An 18,617-nucleotide genomic window follows, 5' to 3' on the forward strand; every position below is an offset into this window, starting at 1 on the left:
CTGCTGGCCATCGGTGCCCGCCGCCTAGGCGACGCCGTGGCGGCCGCGCCGGGCGCCCTGCATCACGCCCGCCTGCTGCCCCATGGCGACGCCCTGGCCCTGGCCCTGGCCGCCGGACTGGCGCCGGGGCGACTGGCCCCGCTGCGGCCCACCAGCGACGGCCGCATCGAGCGGGCCCTGTGCCGCCACTGGGGCATCGAAGCGGTGCTCTGCCGCCGCTCCGGCGGCGCCAACGAAGCCCAGTGGCATGGGATCTGCGCCGAACTGGGTCTGCGCCTGCTGCTGCTGGAGCGCCCCCCGGAACCCGACCAGGCAGAAGCCCTGCCGCTGCAGGAGCTGCTGTTACGCCTGGGCCAGAGTGGCCCCCATGGCTGATTCCGACCCCGTCCCCCTGAGCCTGGTGCTCACCACCGAAGCCGACCGGGAGCGGGCCGAGGCCCTGGCGCTGGCGCTGCTGGAGCGGGGTCTGGTGGCCTGCGCCAGCCTGCATCCGCTGGTGTCGCTCTACCGCTGGCAGGGGCGGCTGGAGCGGAGCGAGGAGGTGCAGTTGCTGCTCAAGACGAGCCCTGAGCGGCTGGAGGCGCTGCGCCGCACCCTGGGGGAGCTGCACAGCTACGACACGCCCGAGTGGATCCACTGGCGGGCCAGCAGTGAGGGCCCCTATGGCCGGTGGTTGCTGGAGCAGCTGCCGCTCAGCCCAGGTGGCGAGCCACCAGCTCCGGCAGGGAAGCCTGGGGACGGGGACCCAGCTGGGTGACCACCTGGCCGGCGCAGAGGGAGCCGAGGCGGCCGCAGCGCTCCAGGCTTTCGCCCCTGGTGTGGCCGTAGAGGAAGCCGGAGGCATAGAGGTCGCCGGCGCCGGTGGTGTCCACCAGGGGACCGAGCTGGAACGGCTCAATCGCCACGGTGGTGTCACCGCTCAGCAGCAGGGAACCCCGCTCGCTGCGGGTGAGGGCCGCCAGCTTGCAACGGCCCCGCACCTGATCGGCGGCCGCCTCGAAGCTGTCCGTCTCGTAGAGGGAGGTGATCTCGGTCTCATTGGCGAACAGCACATCGACGTGCCCGTCGACCAGCTCCTGGAAGCTCTGGCGGTGACGCTCGACGCAGAAGGCGTCGGAGAGGGACAGGGCCACCTCGCCGCCACTGGCGCGCATCACCTCGGCGGCGGCGATGAAGGCGCGCTTGGCCTCCTCGCTGTCCCACAGGTAGCCCTCCAGATACAGCACCTTCGCCTGGCGGACCATCTCCAGGTCGAGGTCGGCGGGATCCAGGCCCACCGACGCCCCCAGGTAGGTGCACATGGTGCGCTGGGCATCGGGGGTGACCAGGATCAGGCAGCGGGCGGTGGAGGGTCCGCTGCTGGCCGGTGGCGTCTCGAAACAGGCCCCCACGGCCCGGATGTCGTGGGCGAAGATCGCCCCGAGCTGGTCGTCCCTGACCCGGCCGATGAAACCGGCCTGGCCGCCCAGCTGGGCGATGCCGGCCAGGGTGTTGGCCGCCGAACCGCCGGAGGTCTCGAGCCCGGCACCGACGCTGGCGTAGAGCGTCTCGGCCTGGGATTCATCCACCAGGGCCATGGTGCCCTTGGTGAGGCCGTGGGCCTCAAGAAAGGAGTCATCGGCCTGGATGAGCACATCGACGATGGCATTGCCGATGCCGACGACGTCGAAGCGCTTAGCGGGACTGGTCAAAGGGATCAGTGACGGAAGGAAGGGGAGGCGGAGGCTTGGGCTCAGACGCTGAGCAGGGCCCGCTTCGGGCCATGGATCGGATCCTCGACCACGATCGTCTGATCCCGCTTGGCACCGAGGGAGACGATGGCGATCGGAACCTCCATCAGCTCAGCCAGGAAGCGCAGGTAGGCCATGGCCGTGGGGGGCAGATCCTCCAGGGCACGGCACTCGGCCGTGGAGCACTGCCAGCCAGGCAGGCTCTTGAACACGGGACGGCAGCGGGCGAATTCGTCGGAGCTGCTGGGGAAGTAGTCGATGCGGCGGCCGTCGAGTTCGTAGGCGACACACACCTGGATCTCGTCCAGCTCATCGAGCACGTCGAGCTTGGTGATCGCCAGACAATCGAGGCCGTTCACCTGGACCGCATAGCGGCCGATGACCCCATCAAACCAGCCGCAACGCCGGCGACGGCCGGTGGTGGTGCCGAACTCCCCGCCCCGGTCGCAGAGGTGGTCGTTGAGGCTGCCCTCCAGCTCGGTGGGGAAGGGGCCTTCGCCGACCCGGGTGGTGTAGGCCTTGGCCACGCCGATCACCCGGTCGATCAGGGTGGGGCCCACGCCGGCGCCGATGCAGGCTCCCCCCGACACGGGGTTGGAGGAGGTGACGTAGGGGTAGGTGCCGTGGTCGAGGTCCAGCAGGGTGCCCTGGGCGCCCTCGAAAAGAATGTTCTTGCGCGCCCGGGCCGCCTCGTGGATGGTGCGGGTGCAATCCACCACGTGGGGGGCCAGCCGGCGGCCGTAGGCGGCGTATTCCTCGATCACCGCGTCCGCATCCAGGGCAGGGATGCCATAGACCTTTTCAAGCAGGTCGTTCTTCTCCGCCAGGGGGCCGAGCAGGCGATCGCGCAGACAGTCCGGATCGAGCAGGTCGATCACCCGGATGCCGTTGCGCTGGGATTTGTCGGCATAGGTGGGGCCGATGCCCCGACCGGTTGTGCCGATGCGACGGTCGCCCCGGCGCTGCTCCATCGCCAGATCCAGCAGCCGGTGGTACGGCATCGTCACGTGGGCCGTGGAGGCGAGCTTCAGGCCTGAGACATCGATCTCCAGCTCCAGCAGGGTGTCGATCTCACCCAGCATCACCTTGGGATCGACCACCGTGCCCGAACCGATCAAACAGATCGTGTCCGGATAGAGGATCCCAGAAGGGATCAGGTGCAGCTTGAGGACCCGGTCCTCGACAACGATGGTGTGCCCGGCGTTGACCCCGCCCTGATAGCGGACCACGACATCGGCGGAGCGACTCAGCAGATCGGTGATCTTGCCTTTCCCCTCGTCACCCCATTGCGCACCGATGACGACAACATTGGCCAAGGACACAGCGGCCCGTAGCCGCTTCAAAGCACAAGGGGAGAGCTTCTCAGATCGGGGTCCCCTTCGTCAAAGGTTCAGGCCCCACGCACCGCGGAGGCTTCGGCTTTCTTGAGCTCCTTCTCCAGCCGGCTGCGCAGCGCATCGGGCAATGGACGGTTGGCGTAGCCGGCGTAATGGGCCGCCAGGGAGTTCACCGCGGTCTGCATGGTGGTGAAGGAGGCCAGGCCGTGGATGTCCTGGCGGGGGCGGTAAAGGGCGGTGTAACCGATGATCAGCTGACGGGCCTGCAGCTCCGCCTCCTGGTGGGCGGGGTCGTCCTGGGGCAGGGCGATGGTGGTCAGCAGGGTCTGGGCGACGCTGACGGTGTCATCGACGTAGTTCCCGCTGAGACCGGCGCTGGCCTGGCTGCAACCGCTCAGTCCGAGACAGAGACACAGGCCGATGGCCAGCAGGGGACGGAGCAGGCTGCTGCGCAGAAAGGCGACCAAGGGAGGAACGGCGTCTGCCGAAATCCTACGGGGATGCACCCGGGAGCCCGAGCAGCTGCTCGACGGCGGCGTCGGCCGCCAGCTCCCGCTTGCCCGTGTCGCCGCTGCGGTCCACCAGCTCCACTTTCCGCTCCCCGGCGGCGCGGCCCACCACCAGCCGCCAGGGGATGCCGATCAGATCGGCGTCCTTGAACTTCACCCCGGCACGCTCGGGGCGGTCATCGAGCAGCACGTCGCACCCCCCCACCCGCAACCGTTCGTAGAGCTCCTCAGCCAGGGCCACCTGCACCGGATCCTGGCTGCTGGCGATCACGACGATCACCGTGTAGGGCGCGATCGCCACGGGCCAGCGGATGCCATCGGCGTCATGGTGCTGCTCCACGGCCGCCTGGGCCAGGCGGGACACACCGATGCCGTAGCAGCCCATCCAGAGGGGCTCCTCGCCGCCGGCCTCATTGGTGAAGCGGGCCTCCAGGGCCTCGGAGTACTTCCGGCCCAACTGGAAGATGTGGCCCACCTCGATGCCCCGGGCCGCCTCCAGTCGCTGGGACGGATCGTGCAGGCAGCGGTCTCCCGGCTGGGCCGCCCGCAGGTCCACCACCTCGGGCCGTGGGCAGAGCTCACCCCAGCGCGCCCCCACCAGGTGCTCATCGCTGCGGTTGGCCCCGCAGACGAAGGCCTCCAGATCGGCGGCGGAGGGATCCGCCAGGCGCAGCATCGGCGCCGCAGCAACGCGGGCCTCGCCCTGGCGCAGGGCCGGATCCTCCAGATGGGGGCCCAGGAAGCCGAAGGGCACGGGGTCGCAGAGGTGGTCGGCCAGCAACGGCACGATCTCCAGCAGGGCACCGGCGTCGGGACAGCGGGCGGTCACGGCGTTGGCCAGCTTGACGTCGTTGAGCTGCTGGTCGCCCCGCAGGCACACCAGCACCCCGCGGGGGGGCGCCGCGGCGAACCGGGCCAGCAGCAGCAGCACCTTGAGCGTCTGGGTGGGGTCGAAGCCATGGGCGGTGCAGAGCTCCTCGATGCTCTTCTGGGCGGGCGTGGCCAGGGGCTGGCAGGCGCTGACCTCCAGGGGAACCGGCGGGGCCGGCAAGGAGACGGCCCGCTCCTGGTTGGCGGCGTAGCGGCCGTCGGGACTGGCCAGGATCAGGTCCTCGCCGGCCTCGGCGGTGACCATGAACTCCTGGCTGGCGGAGCCGCCGATGGCGCCGCTGTCCGCCTCGACGGCCACGGCCCGCAGCCCGCAGCGCTCGAAGATGCGCCGGTAGGCCCCATCCATGGCCGCATAGGTGCGCCGCAGACAGGCCTCGTCGGCGTGGAAGGAATAGGCGTCTTTCATGATGAATTCGCGCCCCCGCATCAGGCCGAAACGGGGCCGGATCTCATCGCGGAACTTGGTCTGGATCTGATAGAGGCAGACCGGCAGCTGGCGGTAGGAACGCAGCAGGTCGGAGGCCAGCTCGGTGACCACCTCTTCATGGGTGGGACCGAGACCCAGGGAACGCTCCTGGCGATCGACCAGGTGGAACATGATTCCCTCCCCGGCGGTGTAGCCATCCCAGCGGCCGCTGCGGCGCCAGAGATCGGCGGGCTGCAGCTGGGGCAACAGGGTTTCGAGGGCGTCGACGGCGGCCATCTCTTCCCGAACGATGGCGGAGACCTTCTGGAGCACGCGCCAGAGCAGGGGCAGATAGGCGAAGATTCCCGGCGCCAGCCGCCGCATGTAGCCCGCCCGCAACAGCAGCTTGTGGGAGGTGATTTCGGCTTCGGCCGGGTCGTCCCGAAGCGTCACCAGCATGAGGCGGGAGACGCGCATGGAGAAAGTCCGGATCGGGGCTGGACGCTATCACCGCAGGCCCTTCGGGCTTGCGGTGGAGGGGCCGAGGAGTGAGTCGCCGCAACGGCCTTACCCCTGAGGCAGGGCCAGCCAGCGGAGAAAAACTCTGCTATGGTCAGCCGCTAATCCAGTGTGTCCAACGCCAGTCTCAATGCTTGTTCACCCTGCCCAGGCCGGCTCTCCAGTGGGCGGCCCCACGGCTTCAGCGGCTCTGACGGCTTCGGTGGCTCTGCCTGAGGCTCCCTCGCAGGCCTTGCCGCTGGCTCTGCAGGCTGAAGCCGGCGCCGAAACCTTGATCAGCATCGATGAGGTGCAGCGGACGCTGAACCGATCCCGCGCCTCGGTGTACCGCTACACCAACACCGATCCACGCAATCTCAATCCCCCCTTCAATCCCCGCAAACTCAACCCCGAGTACCGCAGCGACCAGAAGGAGCCCCTTGTGTTCCACCCCCACGAAGTGGCCCGCTTCGCCCGCGATGTGCTGCGGATCAAAGAGGTGACGGTGGAGGTGCTCAACTCCCCTTCCACCGCCACCCAGCAGTTGCTGGCTTCGATCCTGGAGGAGTTGCGGGCCATCCGTACCCAGCTCGACGGGGCCGAGGCCCCCCCCGCCGATCTGCACCTGCACCGCCAGCAGCACTCCCAGGCGCGCCCGGCGGCCTGAGTTCGCCAACCCTGTCCGACCCCTCCGGCAGGCAGCCGTTCGGGCCAATCGGTGTCAGAATCCCCCAAACCACTTCTTTTCTCCGTCCAGTGCACCGGGTTCCTCCGTTGCACGACCGCATGGATCACGTCCAACACGCCCGGCCTTTTCCCCGCTCCGCTTCCCAGCACGGAACGAGCCCAGCCCACGCCGTCCCTGGCGCCCTCAGCAGTACCGGTTCATCAGGGAGCGACGTCAACGGCTTTTCACTGGTCCCCGACACGGGCGACACCGAAGCCAGCGGAGAGCCAGACAGTCCGGGGCCCAGATCTCCGGCTTCTGGCCCTGTCCCGGCTGCCACGGCCGACTTCTTCTTCGACCAACCCTTGGGAGCCCTCGGCGGCTTTCTGCTCGGCGTGATGACGCTCCTGGTGCCTTTGGCCGGTGTCGTCATGGACCGACAGCTGCTGAGCGGCCCCGAGGAGTCCAGTGAGAGCAGCTTCAGGCCCGTCGCTGTAGCAGGAACCCCTGGAAATCGAGGGCCTGGAAGAACGGCGCCGGATCGCTGAGGCCCGCGGCCTCCACCAGGGCCGTCAGGCGGGCGATACCGATGGGATGGAAGCCCTGGATCTGGGCCGTGGGATCCACGGCTTCGCCGTCCACGCCACTGGCCCGCTGGAAGCAGCGCCAGGCCTCGGCCACCTGGGGCGACAGGGCTGAGCGCTCCGGACGCATCAGATCGACGAGCACCAGCTGCCCCTGGGGCTTGAGGCTGCGGGCCAGGGCGGACAGGAAGGCCAGCTTGGTGCCGTCGTCCGGAAGCGATTGCAACACCAGCACCGACAGGGCGCCATCGAAACGAGCCTCGGCTCCCAGCTGCTCCACCGTGGCGTGATGCCAGTCGATCCGGGCCCGGTTCTGCAGCCGCTGCCGCGCCACCGCCAGCATCTCCGCCGACGGATCGATGGCGGTGAGCTGCCAATCCGGCCGCTGGGCGTCGGCCTCGAGTAATTCGGCCCCCGTGCCACAGCCCGCCACCAGCACCGCCGACTCCTGCTGCGACGCCAGAGGAGAAGAGGCCAGCAGCGCCACCGACAGGCGAGCGAGGCTGGCGTAGCCGGGGATCAGCTGCTGCACTACCAGGTCGTAGGCGCCCTGCCGGGCCTGGGAGGGGTCGGAGGAGAGCAAGGGCTGCTGGCAACCGTCCCATCGTAGGGAGCCCCTCCCGGCGCTCTGAATCCTTTCCCAAGGCAACGAACGTGGGATCGCTGGGACGCGGTGTGACCTAAGTTGGGCGGCGCCCCTCGCCCCCGATCGACCGTGCCCACCATCCGTTTCGAAAAGGAAGGCCAGCAGGTTGGTTGCATCGAAGGGGCCAATCTGCGCAAGGCAGCCCTGGATGCCGGGGTGAATCCCTACACGGGTCTCAACAACCTCAACAACTGCGGTGGCCTCGGCCAGTGCGGCACCTGTGTGGTGGAAGTGGTGGAAGGGGCCCGCAACCTCTCCCCCCGCAGCGACGTCGAGGAGGTCTACCTGGCGGATCGGCCCTCCAGCTACCGCCTGAGCTGTCGCACCACCGTCAACGGGGATGTCACCATCCGCACCAAGCCTGACGCCGGGGTGGGCAAGGGCTCCAACAGCCTGGTCGGCGCCCTCAAGGCTCTGGTCGGCCGCAAGTGAGCCTCCATGGCTGATCAGGCGGTCCATCGCCTCTTTCATTACGCCGGCTGCAGCACCTGTCGCAAGGCGCTGGCCTGGATGCGGGAGCGGCAGATTCCCTTCGAAGCCATCGACATCACCAGCAGCCCGCCGTCCCTGGAGCTGCTCAGCGAGGCCCACGGACAGCTGGGTGGCGTCGGCCGGCTGTTCAACACCAGTGGCCAGAGCTACCGCGCCCTGGGCGCCGCCACGGTGAAGGCGATGGACGCGGCTACCGCCCTGGCGGCCCTTGCCGCCGACGGACGCCTGATCAAGCGTCCCTTCCTTGCGGCGGCCTCGGGACGGATCGTCACCGGGTTCCGACCCGAGGAATGGCAGGAGCTGCTCGGTGACTAGGTCGGGTCGTTGCCTTCGCCCGGCCCCTGGGCTCCCTTCACCATCAGCTGGTCGAGCTCCTCGATCAGCCCTTCGATGCCGGCCCGGCTGATCTGGCTCAGGTAAGTGCCCTTGAACTCCTCGAGGAAGGTGCAGAGCAGCTGCTGGGAGCGTTCCAGGGCCGGTCCGCTCTCCAGGGCATCGGCCAGCTCCTCCCAGAAGCGGTCGATGAAGCGCTGCAGCAGCTCCAATTGCTGGTCGTCGCGCCGGCTGAGGCGCTCACCGGTGCTGCGGGTGAGGTCGAGCAGGCTGTCCACCATGCCTCCGGCCAGCTGGCGGCTGAGCCCCTTCTCCATCTGCAGCAGGGGCTGGAGCTGGCGCAGGCCCGGCGGCACGATGGCGTTCTGGAGACTCTGCTGCAGGGCATGGCCGAGCACCCCCTGCAGTTCGGGGGCCAGGCGCGGTGCCACCCGCACCAGCAGCAGGGGGCCCCAGATCCGCACCAGTTCCACCAGTTCCCGCTCGTCGTTGCTCACCACCGTCTGATGGCTGCGCAGGGCCCGGATCCGCATCGGCCAGCGGCGCGAGCGGATCAGCTGCTGCAGGCCATCGATCAGCTGCAACGCCAGCACCTCAAACAGCTCGACCGCCAGCAGGGCCACCACCCCCCGGCTGATGACGGCCCGGATCGGCTCGATGGTGATCAGCCCGCTGGTGTGCAGCCGCTCCAGCACCGGCACCACCCGTAGCAGGCGCCAGAAGGGCAGCAGCAGGGGCAGATCGATCCAGCGCCGCAGCAGGGCCCGGTTCCAGCTCAGGCCCGGCAGGCGGCGGCGCAGGCGGTAGGCCCTTAGCAGGATGTCCAGGGCGAAGACGCTCTGGAACAGGATCAGGTCGTAGCGCCAGAAATGGTCGGTGGGCCGGCCGTTCTCATCGATCGATCGCCAGTACGTGGTCGCCACAAGGGGCAGCACCTGCTGACGCCAGAACAGCCGCTCCTGCTCCCAGGGATGGGAGCTGAGCCAGGCGGGGCTCAGCAGCACGGCCGCCGCCTGCTTGGCCGAGTCCTTGTCGGCACGCTGGCGCAGGCGATTCTTGATCTTCTCCAGGGTGCCGGAGGTGCCCGAGGCCAGCATCGGGTTGGAGTCGATCATCTCGGCGGTGAGCCGCACCTGGTCCGCCAGGAGCTTGTCCTGGGCAGGGCTGAGCTGTCCCGGGGGTCCCTGACGCAGGGCCGCATCCAGGCGATCGAACTGGGCCCGGTAGGCCTGGGTCTCGCGGTGGGGTTCGATCCCCTTGATCGGATCCACCCAGGGGGTGATGTCGGGGATGAAGGTGAGCGGCAGCACCAGGGGCACCGACGGCAGCGGATAGAGGTTGCGCTGCAGCCAGAAGGTACGCAGGGGGATGTAGGTGACGTCGAAGGCCACCCACACCAGATTCAGGGCGGCCCAGAGCGCCACGAAGCGATCCCAGCGGCGGCCCAGCCCGCTCGAGGGGAGGGGCAGGGTCTGGTGCCAGCGTGGGCGTGCCATCGGGGACGCGGCGGGCGGATGCGTGCCTAATCTGCCTCCCGACCACGGAACCTGCCGCACGAACCCCTTGAGCCCATCGGATCCACAGGCCGACGACGGCGCCCGCAACGAGCCGGGGTCTTCCCAGGAGATGCGGGAGGAGAGCCCATGGGCCTTCTGGCGCAGCGTCCTGATCACCCTGGCGGTGGCCCTGGGCATTCGCCAGTTCCTGCTGGAGGCCCGCTATATCCCCTCCGGCTCCATGCTCCCGGGCCTGCAGCTGCAGGACCGATTGCTGGTGGAGAAGCTCACCTTCCGCCAACGACCCCCCAAACGGGGCGAGGTGGTGGTGTTCCGCTCCCCCTACCACTTCGATCCGATCCTCACCGGACCGACCAAGCCGGGTGGGTTGCGCTGCCTGCTGGTCAACCTTCCCCTGATCGGTTCCTTGCCAGGCCTGCAGCAGCCGGCCTGCGACGCCTACATCAAACGGGTGATCGCGCTGCCCGGGGAACGGGTGGTGGCCGATCCCCGCGGCCGGGTCTCGATCAACGGCCGTCCCCTTGATGAGCCCTACGTCCGCAATTACTGCCCCGTCGACCGCCAGGGCGTCGGCCCCTGCCGCACCATTGATGTGGTGGTGCCCCCTGGCCATCTGGTGGTGATGGGCGACAACCGGGCCAACAGCTGGGATGCCCGCTTCTGGCCCGGCGGGCCGCTGCTGCCCGAAACCGAGCTGATCGGCCGGGCCTTCTGGCGTTTCTTCCCCTTCAACACGGCGGGCCCGCTGCCAGAACCCAGCCAGCCGGATCGGTAAGCCCGGTGGCGATCACCCGCCCCTGCAGCTGACGCTCCCGGCAGGGCCTGTTGGCCGCCAGGGAACCCGAAGCGGCATCGGCCCAGCTCCAGGCGTGGCCGGGATCGAACAACAGCCACTGGCGCGTGCCAGGGGCCAGCTTCGGCTGCGGCAATCCCAGGAACCGGGCGGGACCCCAGCAGAGCGCCTGCCAGAGCTGCTCCGCCCGCCAACCCTGGCGCACCACCAGCTCCTGCCAGAGCAGGGGCAGCACCAGGCCATGGCCCGCCACACCGGGGCGTCGCTGATCCAGGGGCAGCAGCTCCTCTTCGGCATCGAGGGCCATGTGGTGGACCGCAACGGCACCGATGACCCCATCGGCCAGGGCCTCGATCAGGGCCCGCCGGTCGGCCGGTCCCCCCAGGGCAGGCTCGAGCAGCCAGCCATCGTCGGCGGGATCCAGGACACCACTGTCCGCGACCAGGTGCCACCAGCTCACCGAGGCCATCGGCGGCAGCGTCTGGCGCCGCAGCCGCGCCACCGCTTCAGCGGTGGAGATGTTCATCAATCGCAGGTTGAGGGCGGGCAAGTCGCCGGCGAGGGCAAGGAGCGCCTCGAGGGGGAAGGTTTCGCTGCCGGGGGGATCGAGGGGCCATCCGGCCCGCAGGGCCTCCACCCGCTCCCGCACGAACCCACGCTGGGCCAGGGATCCATCCCGTGGCGGCAGCAGCACAGGCCGATCCCCCATCTCGGCGAGCCTCAGGCCCCGCTCCAGCAGATCGATCGGCGGCAGAGTCCTTCCGGCCGCCAGACCGCAGGCGCCGGCGGCCAGCTGCTCGGCATGGGGCGCCAGCTCCCGGTCGAGGCCATCGAGGCTGAAGCTGCCCCAGACCAGCAGCTGCTGGGGGGCGGGCCAGCTCCATCCCAAGCGCTCAGGCCGGTCCCGCCAGGTGGGGGACCAGGGCAGCAGGGCCACGGTTCCATAGCCACCGGCGGCGGCGACCTCCCCGAGGCTGGCCAGGGTTTCCGCCCTCCCCTGCAGGGGCTCCTCCAGCACACTGTGGGGATCCACCAGGGCAGGGCCGAGCCAGTACCCCCCGCCGTCGGCCGTAGCGCAGGGCAGGCCCGACACGGCGGCCGGATCGGGGTCGATCGCCGCCAGCACGCCCTCCTCCAGCAGCACGTCCGCCCGACGCGGCGGCTGGCCTGGGGCTTCCAGCAGAGTCACCCCGCGGATCAGCAGCTGACGGACCATGGCAGGGGCCTCGGGGGGGTGGGCCGGCTAGAGGGCGCCGGCGGCGGTGCGATCGATCACTCCCCCCAGATGGGCGGTGAAGTTAAGGGCGGTCACCACCGGCGTTGCCGCCGCCCCCCTGGGGTAGTCGATCACGGTGACACCGCCGTTCCCCTGCTTCACGGTCCAGATGTCGGCGGGGGAGAGACCGAGCAAGGCACAGAGGATGGTCTTGTTGACCGCATCATGGGCGACCACCAGGGCGGTCTCCTGCGGCCCCAGGCCCGCGGCGATGCGGTTCCAGGCGGCCAGCGACCGGTCCCAGACCTCGCCGATGGTCTCGCCCTCGGGCATCTGCACCGTTTCGGGGCTGCGTTTCCAGGCGGCCAGGAGATCGGGCCAGCCGGCGGCGATCTCGCTCTCCAGCCGGCCCTCCCAGAGACCATGGCCGATCTCCCGCAACCCCCGATGGGTGGTGAGGGGCACGCCGGGATGGGAGCTGAGGATCACCTCGGCGGTGCGCAGGGGGCGGGCCATGTCGCTGCTGTAGGCCCGCTGCAACGGGATCGGGGCCAGGAAGGCTCGCGCCGCCTCGGCCTGGGCCAGGCCATGGGGATTGAGCGGAATGTCGATCTGGCCCTGGAAGCGTCCCTCGCGGTTCCAGTCGGTCTCGCCATGGCGCACCAGCAGCAGCCGGCAGCCCGCACCGGAGGGCGGCAGCGGGGACCCCAGGTGGGAGGTGCCATTGAGGGACTCCAGCTGCACCGACGGGGGGGCCTCCGGTCCGCGGACCACGTTCAACACCGAGATGGAGGCGTTGTCGAGTCTCAGGCGCAGGAAACCACTGGCCGGCAGCCCGAGCAGATGCAGCACCAGACAGCGCAGGATGGCGTTGTGGGCCACCACGAGCACGGTGTCGTCGTCGCCGTGGTGCGCCAGCAGCCGATCGGCGAAGCGGCCCGCCTGCTCCAGCAGTTCGGGTACCGGCAGAAAACGGCTGCCGTCGGCGCGCTGCAGCTCCATGGTCTCGGGGGCTTGGCGCCAGCGGCGCTCCTGCTCCGGGTCCAGGGCGCGCACCTCGCTGCGCAGCAGGCCGCTCCAGGGGGCCAGGTCGATCTCCAGCAGATCGGTGTCGTAGAGGGGACTCAGCGGGGCGCCATGGCTGGCCAGCAGGGCCGCCGCCGTGGCGCTGGCCCGCTGCAGCGGCGAGCTGTAGACCGCCTGGAACGCCAGATCCGCCAGGGCCTCTCCCGTGCGCCGGGCCTGGAGCTGCCCCTCCTCGGTGAGGTTGGACAGGTCGTCACGGCCCTGGATGCGGTGCTCCAGGTTGAAGCTGCTCAGCCCATGGCGGACCAGCACGATGCGGAGCGGCACGGTGCTTGTGGCGCGGGCCCAGCCATCGTATGGGAGCGTCCAGACGCCAAGGGCAGGGGGCCAGGGGCAGGGGAGAATCAGCTGCCCTTGCCGCCGAGGTGGTCCGGTTGAACGGAACCCCTTCCCGATCCGGACCCCCCGCTGCTCCGCAGGGCTGGAAGAGCCTGCTCGCCCTGCTCAGCCTGGCCCTCTGCGCCCTGCTGTGGGTGGGGGGGCTGATCGACAGCCTGGAGCGGCCGTCGGTGGTGGATTCCCTCAGCCTGCGGCAGCTCGAACTGGGGGCCCTGGCGGCCGAGGCCGTTCCCCAGGACCTCCGGCCGCTCCTGACCGGGGAGGCCCCACGCCAGGACCTGAGGCAGGAACTGAGGCGGCAGATGGAGGCCTCCGAGGAGCCCCCCCTGGCCCTGCGGCGCCTTGAACTGGCCCTGCTGGAGCGCTCCGAGGCGGCTCCTGCAGCGTTGATCGATGACACGGAATTGGAGCAACTGGCGACCCAGGTGGACGCCGTGCGGCGACCCCTGATCCAAGCGCTTCTCGAGGGACGGCCCGTGGACGCCCAGCGGCGGCAGCAGTTGCTCGCCCCCTGGTCGGCGCCGCTGATGGTGCAGCAACTGGTCTGCGAACAGCTGCCGCCGGGCCAGGATGCCTGTCCGGCGGAGGAGCGGTCGTTGCGGCTGCTGCTGATGCTTCTGGCGGTGACCACGCTGCCGGCGCTCTTTCTGCTGGCGGGGGTCGGCCTGCTGCTGCGGCAGGGCTGGATGGCCTGGCGGCAACGGCTCCCCGCCGCACCACCGCTGCTGGGCCCGCCCCTCAGCCCGGTCGATGTGACCCTGCTGATCGCCGGCGGTTTCGTGGTGCTCGGCGAAGTCGTCGTCCCGATCGTGGTGCAGCCACCGCTCCAGATCGCCCTGCAACGCCTCTCCGCATCAAGGGCCCTCAGCCAGGGTCTTGAGGTGCTGGTGCTCTACGCGGCCCTGATGGCCGTGCCTCTGCTGCTGCTGGCCCTGATGCTGCCGCGCCGGACCCCGAGACCAGCGGGGGGCTGGCTGCAGTGGAAGTGGCGGCCGGCCCGTTCCGCTTTCAGCGGCGCCCTCGTCAGCCTGTTGATGGTGCTGCCGGTGGTGACCGCCTCCAGCTGGGTGATCGACCGGTTCTGGAGCGACCCCGGGGGAAGCAATCCACTGCTGGAGCTCGTGCTGACCAGCGCCGATCCCCTGGCGCTGGCCTGTTTTGCCGGCACCGCCCTGGTGGTGGCCCCCCTGTTCGAGGAGGTCCTCTTCCGGGGTGTGCTGCTGCCGGTGGCGGGCCAGAGGCTCGGTGGCGCCGGTGCGGTGATCCTGAGTGCGGCCGTGTTCGCGATCGCCCACCTGAGCCTGGCGGAGCTGGCGCCGTTGTTCGTGCTTGGCCTCGGCCTCGGCTGGCTGCGCTGGCGCAGCGGCCGCCTGGGCTCCGCCGTGCTGATGCATGCCCTCTGGAACGGGCTGACCTTCATGAATCTCCTCTTTCTCGCCGACTGACACCGCTTGCTGCCACCCCCCAGGGGTGGTTCACTTGCGCAGTGCCCCACAGGTCCATTGGCCGCCTCCCCCGCCCCACGCAGCCAGAATCCGCTGCCAAGACTGAGGCCCCTCCACCTGATCGAGGGGTCGCTTTCGGCGCGGAAGATCGAACGTCAGGCGCCCTGGCTGGCCGGCCTGCATCGGATCAGCAGCGGCGCCCTGGTGGGACTGGGCGTGACCATGCTTGGTCTGAGTGCCCTCACCCTCCACTGGCAGAACCAGTGGGCCCACAGCTTCGCCCAACTGCAGGCCTCCAAGACCCTGGAGCACCGGATGCAGGAGTCCTCCGCCCTGCTTGAGCAGCATCACCTCAGCCTGGTGCGGCGGCCTGGGCTGCTGGAGCCCACCAGCAGCGAAAAACTCATCCACCTGCCGGAGCCCCACAGCAACCGGCCCCGCGCCGCCCTGCCCCTGCTGGCCGGCTTCCAGTTGCGCGCCATTCCGGCTGGCTATTGATGCCTTCCCCGTTCCGTTCGAGGTCCGGCGACTCCGGCGGCCAGGCCCCCTCCGGCAACAGGAACGGACGCCGGGGCAAGGGGGCGGCGACACGAAGGGTGGTGGAGATCCAGCCGATCCCCACCGGTCGGATGCTGGCGGTCTACCTCCTGCTCTGCGCGGCCCTGGTCGGACTGGCGGGACGCCTGGCCTGGCTACAGGTGGTGCAGGCGCCGGCGCTCCAGGCCAGGGCCAGGGCCATCCAGACCCAGGCGATCACCCCCATCGGCAAAAGGCGCACCATCGTCGACCGGATGGGCCGACTGGTGGCCCTCGACGAGGAGCGCTTCACCCTCTGGGCCCATCCGCGTTACTTCAACCTGCCTGGCGACGAACCCCAGCAGATCCGCCCACCCGCTGACGTCGTCAGGGAGCTGTCGAAGGTGCTGGCCCGCCCACCTGGTGAGCTGCTGCAGACCCTCGGCAGCCGCCGCAGCGGCGTCAAGCTCGCCACAGGACTGGATCCGGAAACGGCCCATCGGGTGCGGGAGCTGGGCATCAGCGGCATCGATCTGGAGGCCTACCCGCAACGGGTTTACCCCCAGGGTCAGCTGTTCGCCAACGTCGTGGGCTTCCTCAACCTGGAGCGGGTCGCCCAGGCAGGTCTGGAGCAGAGCCGCGACCGGGATCTGCGTCGCCAGGAGGTGACGATGAGCATGCGCCGCGGCGCCGATGGCACCCCCCTGCCGGATGGTCTCCAGGCCGGATCCCTCTACGGCGACGACCTGCGGCTGCAACTCACCCTCGATGCCCGGCTGCAGCAGGTGGCCCAGCAGGCACTGGGCAAGCAGGTGAAGCAATGGAAGGCCAAGCAGGGCGCGGCCCTTGTGATGAATGCCCGCAATGGCGAAATCCTGGCCCTCGCCTCCACCCCCAGCTACGACCCCAACAAGTTCTGGAACTACAACCCCGGCCTGTTCCGTGAATGGTCGGTGCAGGATCTCTACGAGCCCGGCTCCACCTTCAAGCCGATCAATCTCGCCCTGGCCCTGCAGGAAAAGGCGATCCACCCCGGCGACAAGGTGAACGATGTGGGGCAGCTCAGCATCGGCGGCTGGCCGATTTTCAACCATGACCGTCGCGCCAACGGCCTGATCGATTTCCCCACCGTGCTGCAGGTCTCCAGCAACGTGGCCATGGTGAAGGCCATGTCCCACGTGAAGCGGGAGCGCTTCTGGCACTGGCTGCGGGCCTTCGGTATCGACGAAATGCCGGACACCGACCTGCCCGGGGCCGTGGCCGGCCAGCTCAAGAGCCGCAGCGAATTCACCTCGGCTCCGATCGAGCCAGCGGTCGCCGCTTTCGGCCAGGGTTTCTCCCTGACTCCCCTCAAGTTGCTGCAGCTGCACGGGATGCTCGCCAATGGCGGCCGCCTGGTGAGCCCCCACATCACCCGCGGTCTGCGTTCCGGTGATGCCCTGGCCAGTGCCACCGCTCCGACGGGCGTGCAGATGCTGGATCCGGCCGTCACCCGCACCGTCGTCAACTGGATGGAAACGGTGGTGGAGAACGGCAAAGGCATGAAGATCCCCGGCTATCGGATCGCCGGCAAGACAGGGACCGCCCAGAAAGCCCGCAACGGGGTGTACATCCCCGGGGCCAGGATCTGCAGCTTCGTGGCGATCCTGCCCGGGGATGATCCCAGCTATGTGGTGCTGGTCGTGGTCGACGAGCCCCAGGGCGGCAATGCCTACGGCTCCACGGTGGCCCTGCCGGTGGCCCGCCAGATTGCCGAAGCCCTGCTCGTGATCGAGAAGATTCCCCCCAGCCGGCCGGTCGTGAGAGGACCCAGGACAGCCACACCGTCCTGAGCGCCGGCCCTCATCCATCCCATGGGGGGCCTGTCCTCATTCCCACAACCCTGGTGCCTTCCCCAGGGGGGCCGTGGCTAGCGTCGGTTCCAGAAGACATCGCGCCCGACGCCGTTCCACGATGGCCAACCTTCTCGAACAACTGGCCGCCATGACCGTGGTCGTGGCCGACACCGGCGACATTGAGGCGATTCGCCAGTTCACCCCGCGGGATGCCACCACCAACCCGTCCCTGATCCTGGCGGCGGCCCAGATTCCGGCCTACCAGGAGCTGATCGACCGCTCCCTGCGCGAATCCCGTGAGGTGATCGGCGCGGCGGCCCCCGCCGAGGACGTGGTGCGCGAGGCCCTCGACGAGATCAGTGTCACCTTCGGCAAGGAGATTCTCAAGATCGTCCCGGGCCGGGTCTCCACGGAGGTGGATGCGCGCCTGAGCTACGACACCGAGGCCACGATCACCAAGGCCCACAAGCTGATCGGCCTCTATGCCCAGGCCGGCATCGGCACCGACCGCGTGTTGATCAAGATCGCCTCCACCTGGGAGGGCATCAAGGCGGCGGAAGCGCTTGAGCGCGAAGGGATCCACTGCAACCTCACCCTGCTGTTCGGCTTCTCCCAGGCCGTGGCCTGCGCCGAGGCGGGCATCACCCTGATCTCCCCCTTCGTGGGGCGCATCCTCGACTGGTACAAGAAGTCCACCGGTCGCGAGAGCTACCCCGGGGCGGAGGATCCCGGCGTGCTCTCGGTCACGCGGATCTTCAACTACTTCAAGACCCACGGCTACGGCACCGAGGTGATGGGGGCCAGCTTCCGCAATCTCGACGAGATCATCGAACTGGCGGGCTGCGACCTGCTGACGATTTCGCCGGCCCTGATGGACCAGCTGCGTCAGAGCGAGGACCATCTCGAACGGCGGCTCGATGCCGACCAACCCGGCGCGACCGAAGCCAAGATCCACGTCGACGAGGCCACCTTCCGGACGATGATGGCGTCCGATCCGATGGCCAGCGAGAAGCTGGACGAAGGCATCCGCGGCTTCTCCAAGGCCATCGAAACCCTGGAAGGCCAGCTGGCCCACAGGCTGGCGGTGCTCGAGGGCGGGGCCGCCTTCACCCACGCCGTGCATGAGATCTTCCTGCTCAACGACCTCGACGGTGACGGCTGCATCACCCGCGAGGAATGGCTCGGCAGCGATGCCGTCTTCGATGCCCTCGATACCGACAACGACGGCCGCCTGGCGCCGGAGGACGTGCGCGGCGGCCTGGGAGCTCCACTGGCGATCAGCCGCTGAACGTCCGCTCTGCGCCCCATTCCTTGATCGGATGTTCACCTTGATGGGCAAAGATGGGGCCCCTTCCCGCTGACGAATGGCCCACACCGTCCATGCCCTCGACACGATGCGCGCCCTTGCCGCCAAAGGTGAGGTGAGGGATGTCGAGGCCGGATTCATCATCTTCCAGGCCGGTGAAGCCGGCGACTCCATGTTCGGTCTGCTGGAGGGAACGGTGCGCCTGAGCTGGAACGCCGATGCGGGCCACGAGGACATTCAGGCCGGCGACGTCTTCGGAGCCGGGGCCCTTGTCACAGCGGAACACCGCCGCTACGGCCAAGCCACGGCGCTCACCGCCTGCAAGCTGCTGGTGATGAACCGTGAGAAATTTCTGTTCGCCGTCCAGGAGGCGCCGATGTTCGCCATTGAGCTGCTGGGCTCGATCGACCAGCGCCTGCGGGACCTCAAGGGTGTGACCCGCAACTGAGGCTTGGGCCGCCTGGGGGCTTG

19 protein-coding genes are annotated in these 18,617 nt (G+C 69.2%); 11 read left to right on the plus strand and 8 right to left on the minus strand.

Annotated features, from left to right (window positions below):
* Both KQ305_RS08765 and cutA read left to right on the plus strand, forming a co-directional pair.
* The coding region (locus KQ305_RS08765) for a precorrin-6A/cobalt-precorrin-6A reductase (protein ID WP_259725035.1) at positions 1-375 on the plus strand (375 nt) is incomplete at its 5' end.
* Positions 368-757: a divalent-cation tolerance protein CutA gene (gene cutA, locus KQ305_RS08770; protein WP_259725036.1), complete on the plus strand. Its 390-nt coding sequence runs from the start codon at positions 368-370 to the stop codon at positions 755-757. The genes KQ305_RS08765 and cutA, both read left to right, overlap by 8 nt.
* Here cutA and KQ305_RS08775 read toward each other — a convergent pair.
* The 4 genes from KQ305_RS08775 to KQ305_RS08790 all read right to left on the minus strand — a co-directional run bounded on the left by KQ305_RS08775 (position 693) and on the right by KQ305_RS08790 (position 5,350).
* On the minus strand, positions 693-1,691 hold the full coding sequence (locus tag KQ305_RS08775; RefSeq protein ID WP_259725037.1) for an adenosine kinase: 999 nt from the start codon (positions 1,689-1,691) through the stop codon (positions 693-695). The two genes, cutA and KQ305_RS08775, sit on opposite strands and share 65 nt — an antisense overlap.
* A 41-nt stretch (positions 1,692-1,732) precedes the next feature.
* Positions 1,733-3,046: an adenylosuccinate synthase gene (locus tag KQ305_RS08780; RefSeq protein ID WP_259725038.1), complete on the minus strand. Its 1,314-nt coding sequence runs from the start codon at positions 3,044-3,046 to the stop codon at positions 1,733-1,735.
* A 74-nt stretch (positions 3,047-3,120) separates the two neighbouring features.
* Positions 3,121-3,534, minus strand: coding sequence for a photosystem II protein Psb27 (gene psb27, locus KQ305_RS08785; protein WP_259725039.1), 414 nt, complete (start codon positions 3,532-3,534; stop codon positions 3,121-3,123).
* 25 nt (positions 3,535-3,559) lie between these two features.
* Positions 3,560-5,350, minus strand: a complete 1,791-nt coding sequence (locus tag KQ305_RS08790; RefSeq protein ID WP_259725040.1) for a proline--tRNA ligase — start codon at positions 5,348-5,350, stop codon at positions 3,560-3,562.
* 250 nt (positions 5,351-5,600) lie between these two features.
* Here KQ305_RS08790 and KQ305_RS08795 point away from each other — a divergent pair, with 250 nt between their 5' ends.
* Complete coding sequence (locus KQ305_RS08795) at positions 5,601-6,038, plus strand: resolvase (protein ID WP_259725101.1); 438 nt, start codon at positions 5,601-5,603, stop codon at positions 6,036-6,038.
* 480 nt (positions 6,039-6,518) lie between these two features.
* Here KQ305_RS08795 and KQ305_RS08800 read toward each other — a convergent pair whose 3' ends face one another.
* Positions 6,519-7,205 (minus strand): class I SAM-dependent methyltransferase, encoded by a 687-nt coding sequence (locus KQ305_RS08800; protein ID WP_259725041.1) that lies wholly within the window; start codon positions 7,203-7,205, stop codon positions 6,519-6,521.
* Between the two features lie 132 nt (positions 7,206-7,337).
* On the opposite strand from KQ305_RS08800, the gene KQ305_RS08805 reads away from it, so the two are divergent.
* Together KQ305_RS08805 and KQ305_RS08810 are read left to right on the plus strand one after the other, a co-directional pair.
* Complete coding sequence (locus KQ305_RS08805) at positions 7,338-7,700, plus strand: 2Fe-2S iron-sulfur cluster-binding protein (RefSeq protein ID WP_216909644.1); 363 nt, start codon at positions 7,338-7,340, stop codon at positions 7,698-7,700.
* A 6-nt stretch (positions 7,701-7,706) separates the two neighbouring features.
* Positions 7,707-8,075, plus strand: a complete 369-nt coding sequence (locus tag KQ305_RS08810; protein ID WP_259725042.1) for a Spx/MgsR family RNA polymerase-binding regulatory protein — start codon at positions 7,707-7,709, stop codon at positions 8,073-8,075.
* Here KQ305_RS08810 and KQ305_RS08815 read toward each other — a convergent pair.
* Positions 8,072-9,589, minus strand: coding sequence for a hypothetical protein (locus KQ305_RS08815; protein ID WP_259725043.1), 1,518 nt, complete (start codon positions 9,587-9,589; stop codon positions 8,072-8,074). The genes KQ305_RS08810 and KQ305_RS08815 overlap by 4 nt on opposite strands.
* Before the next feature lie 67 nt (positions 9,590-9,656).
* Here KQ305_RS08815 and lepB point away from each other — a divergent pair, with 67 nt between their 5' ends.
* The gene (gene lepB / locus KQ305_RS08820) at positions 9,657-10,385 is read left to right on the plus strand and encodes a signal peptidase I (RefSeq protein WP_259725044.1); all 729 of its coding nucleotides are present in this window, start codon (positions 9,657-9,659) and stop codon (positions 10,383-10,385) included.
* On the opposite strand, the gene KQ305_RS08825 is transcribed toward lepB, so the two are convergent.
* Both KQ305_RS08825 and KQ305_RS08830 read right to left on the minus strand, forming a co-directional pair.
* On the minus strand, positions 10,339-11,619 hold the full coding sequence (locus KQ305_RS08825; RefSeq protein ID WP_259725045.1) for a dihydroorotase: 1,281 nt from the start codon (positions 11,617-11,619) through the stop codon (positions 10,339-10,341). The two genes, lepB and KQ305_RS08825, sit on opposite strands and share 47 nt — an antisense overlap.
* Positions 11,620-11,646: 27 nt before the next feature.
* Positions 11,647-12,972 (minus strand): histidine phosphatase family protein, encoded by a 1,326-nt coding sequence (locus KQ305_RS08830; RefSeq protein ID WP_259725046.1) that lies wholly within the window; start codon positions 12,970-12,972, stop codon positions 11,647-11,649.
* Between the two features lie 98 nt (positions 12,973-13,070).
* On the opposite strand from KQ305_RS08830, the gene KQ305_RS08835 reads away from it, so the two are divergent.
* The 5 genes from KQ305_RS08835 to KQ305_RS08855 all read left to right on the plus strand — a co-directional run bounded on the left by KQ305_RS08835 (position 13,071) and on the right by KQ305_RS08855 (position 18,594).
* Positions 13,071-14,489 (plus strand): CPBP family intramembrane glutamic endopeptidase, encoded by a 1,419-nt coding sequence (locus KQ305_RS08835; protein WP_259725047.1) that lies wholly within the window; start codon positions 13,071-13,073, stop codon positions 14,487-14,489.
* A gap of 57 nt (positions 14,490-14,546) precedes the next feature.
* Positions 14,547-14,987, plus strand: a complete 441-nt coding sequence (locus KQ305_RS08840) for a hypothetical protein (RefSeq protein WP_259725048.1) — start codon at positions 14,547-14,549, stop codon at positions 14,985-14,987.
* On the plus strand, positions 14,987-16,837 hold the full coding sequence (locus tag KQ305_RS08845; protein ID WP_399231101.1) for a peptidoglycan D,D-transpeptidase FtsI family protein: 1,851 nt from the start codon (positions 14,987-14,989) through the stop codon (positions 16,835-16,837). The genes KQ305_RS08840 and KQ305_RS08845 overlap by 1 nt, the downstream gene beginning before the upstream one ends.
* Before the next feature lie 121 nt (positions 16,838-16,958).
* Positions 16,959-18,128 carry a transaldolase gene (locus KQ305_RS08850; protein ID WP_259725049.1) on the plus strand — a complete coding sequence of 390 codons (1,170 nt, stop codon included), beginning with the start codon at positions 16,959-16,961 and terminating at the stop codon, positions 18,126-18,128.
* A 76-nt stretch (positions 18,129-18,204) separates the two neighbouring features.
* Positions 18,205-18,594, plus strand: a complete 390-nt coding sequence (locus KQ305_RS08855) for a Crp/Fnr family transcriptional regulator (RefSeq protein WP_259725050.1) — start codon at positions 18,205-18,207, stop codon at positions 18,592-18,594.
* Positions 18,595-18,617: the final 23 nt, after the last annotated feature.

It is taken from the genome of Synechococcus sp. CS-1332 (assembly GCF_025127995.1).
Lineage (GTDB): Bacteria > Cyanobacteriota > Cyanobacteriia > PCC-6307 > Cyanobiaceae > Cyanobium.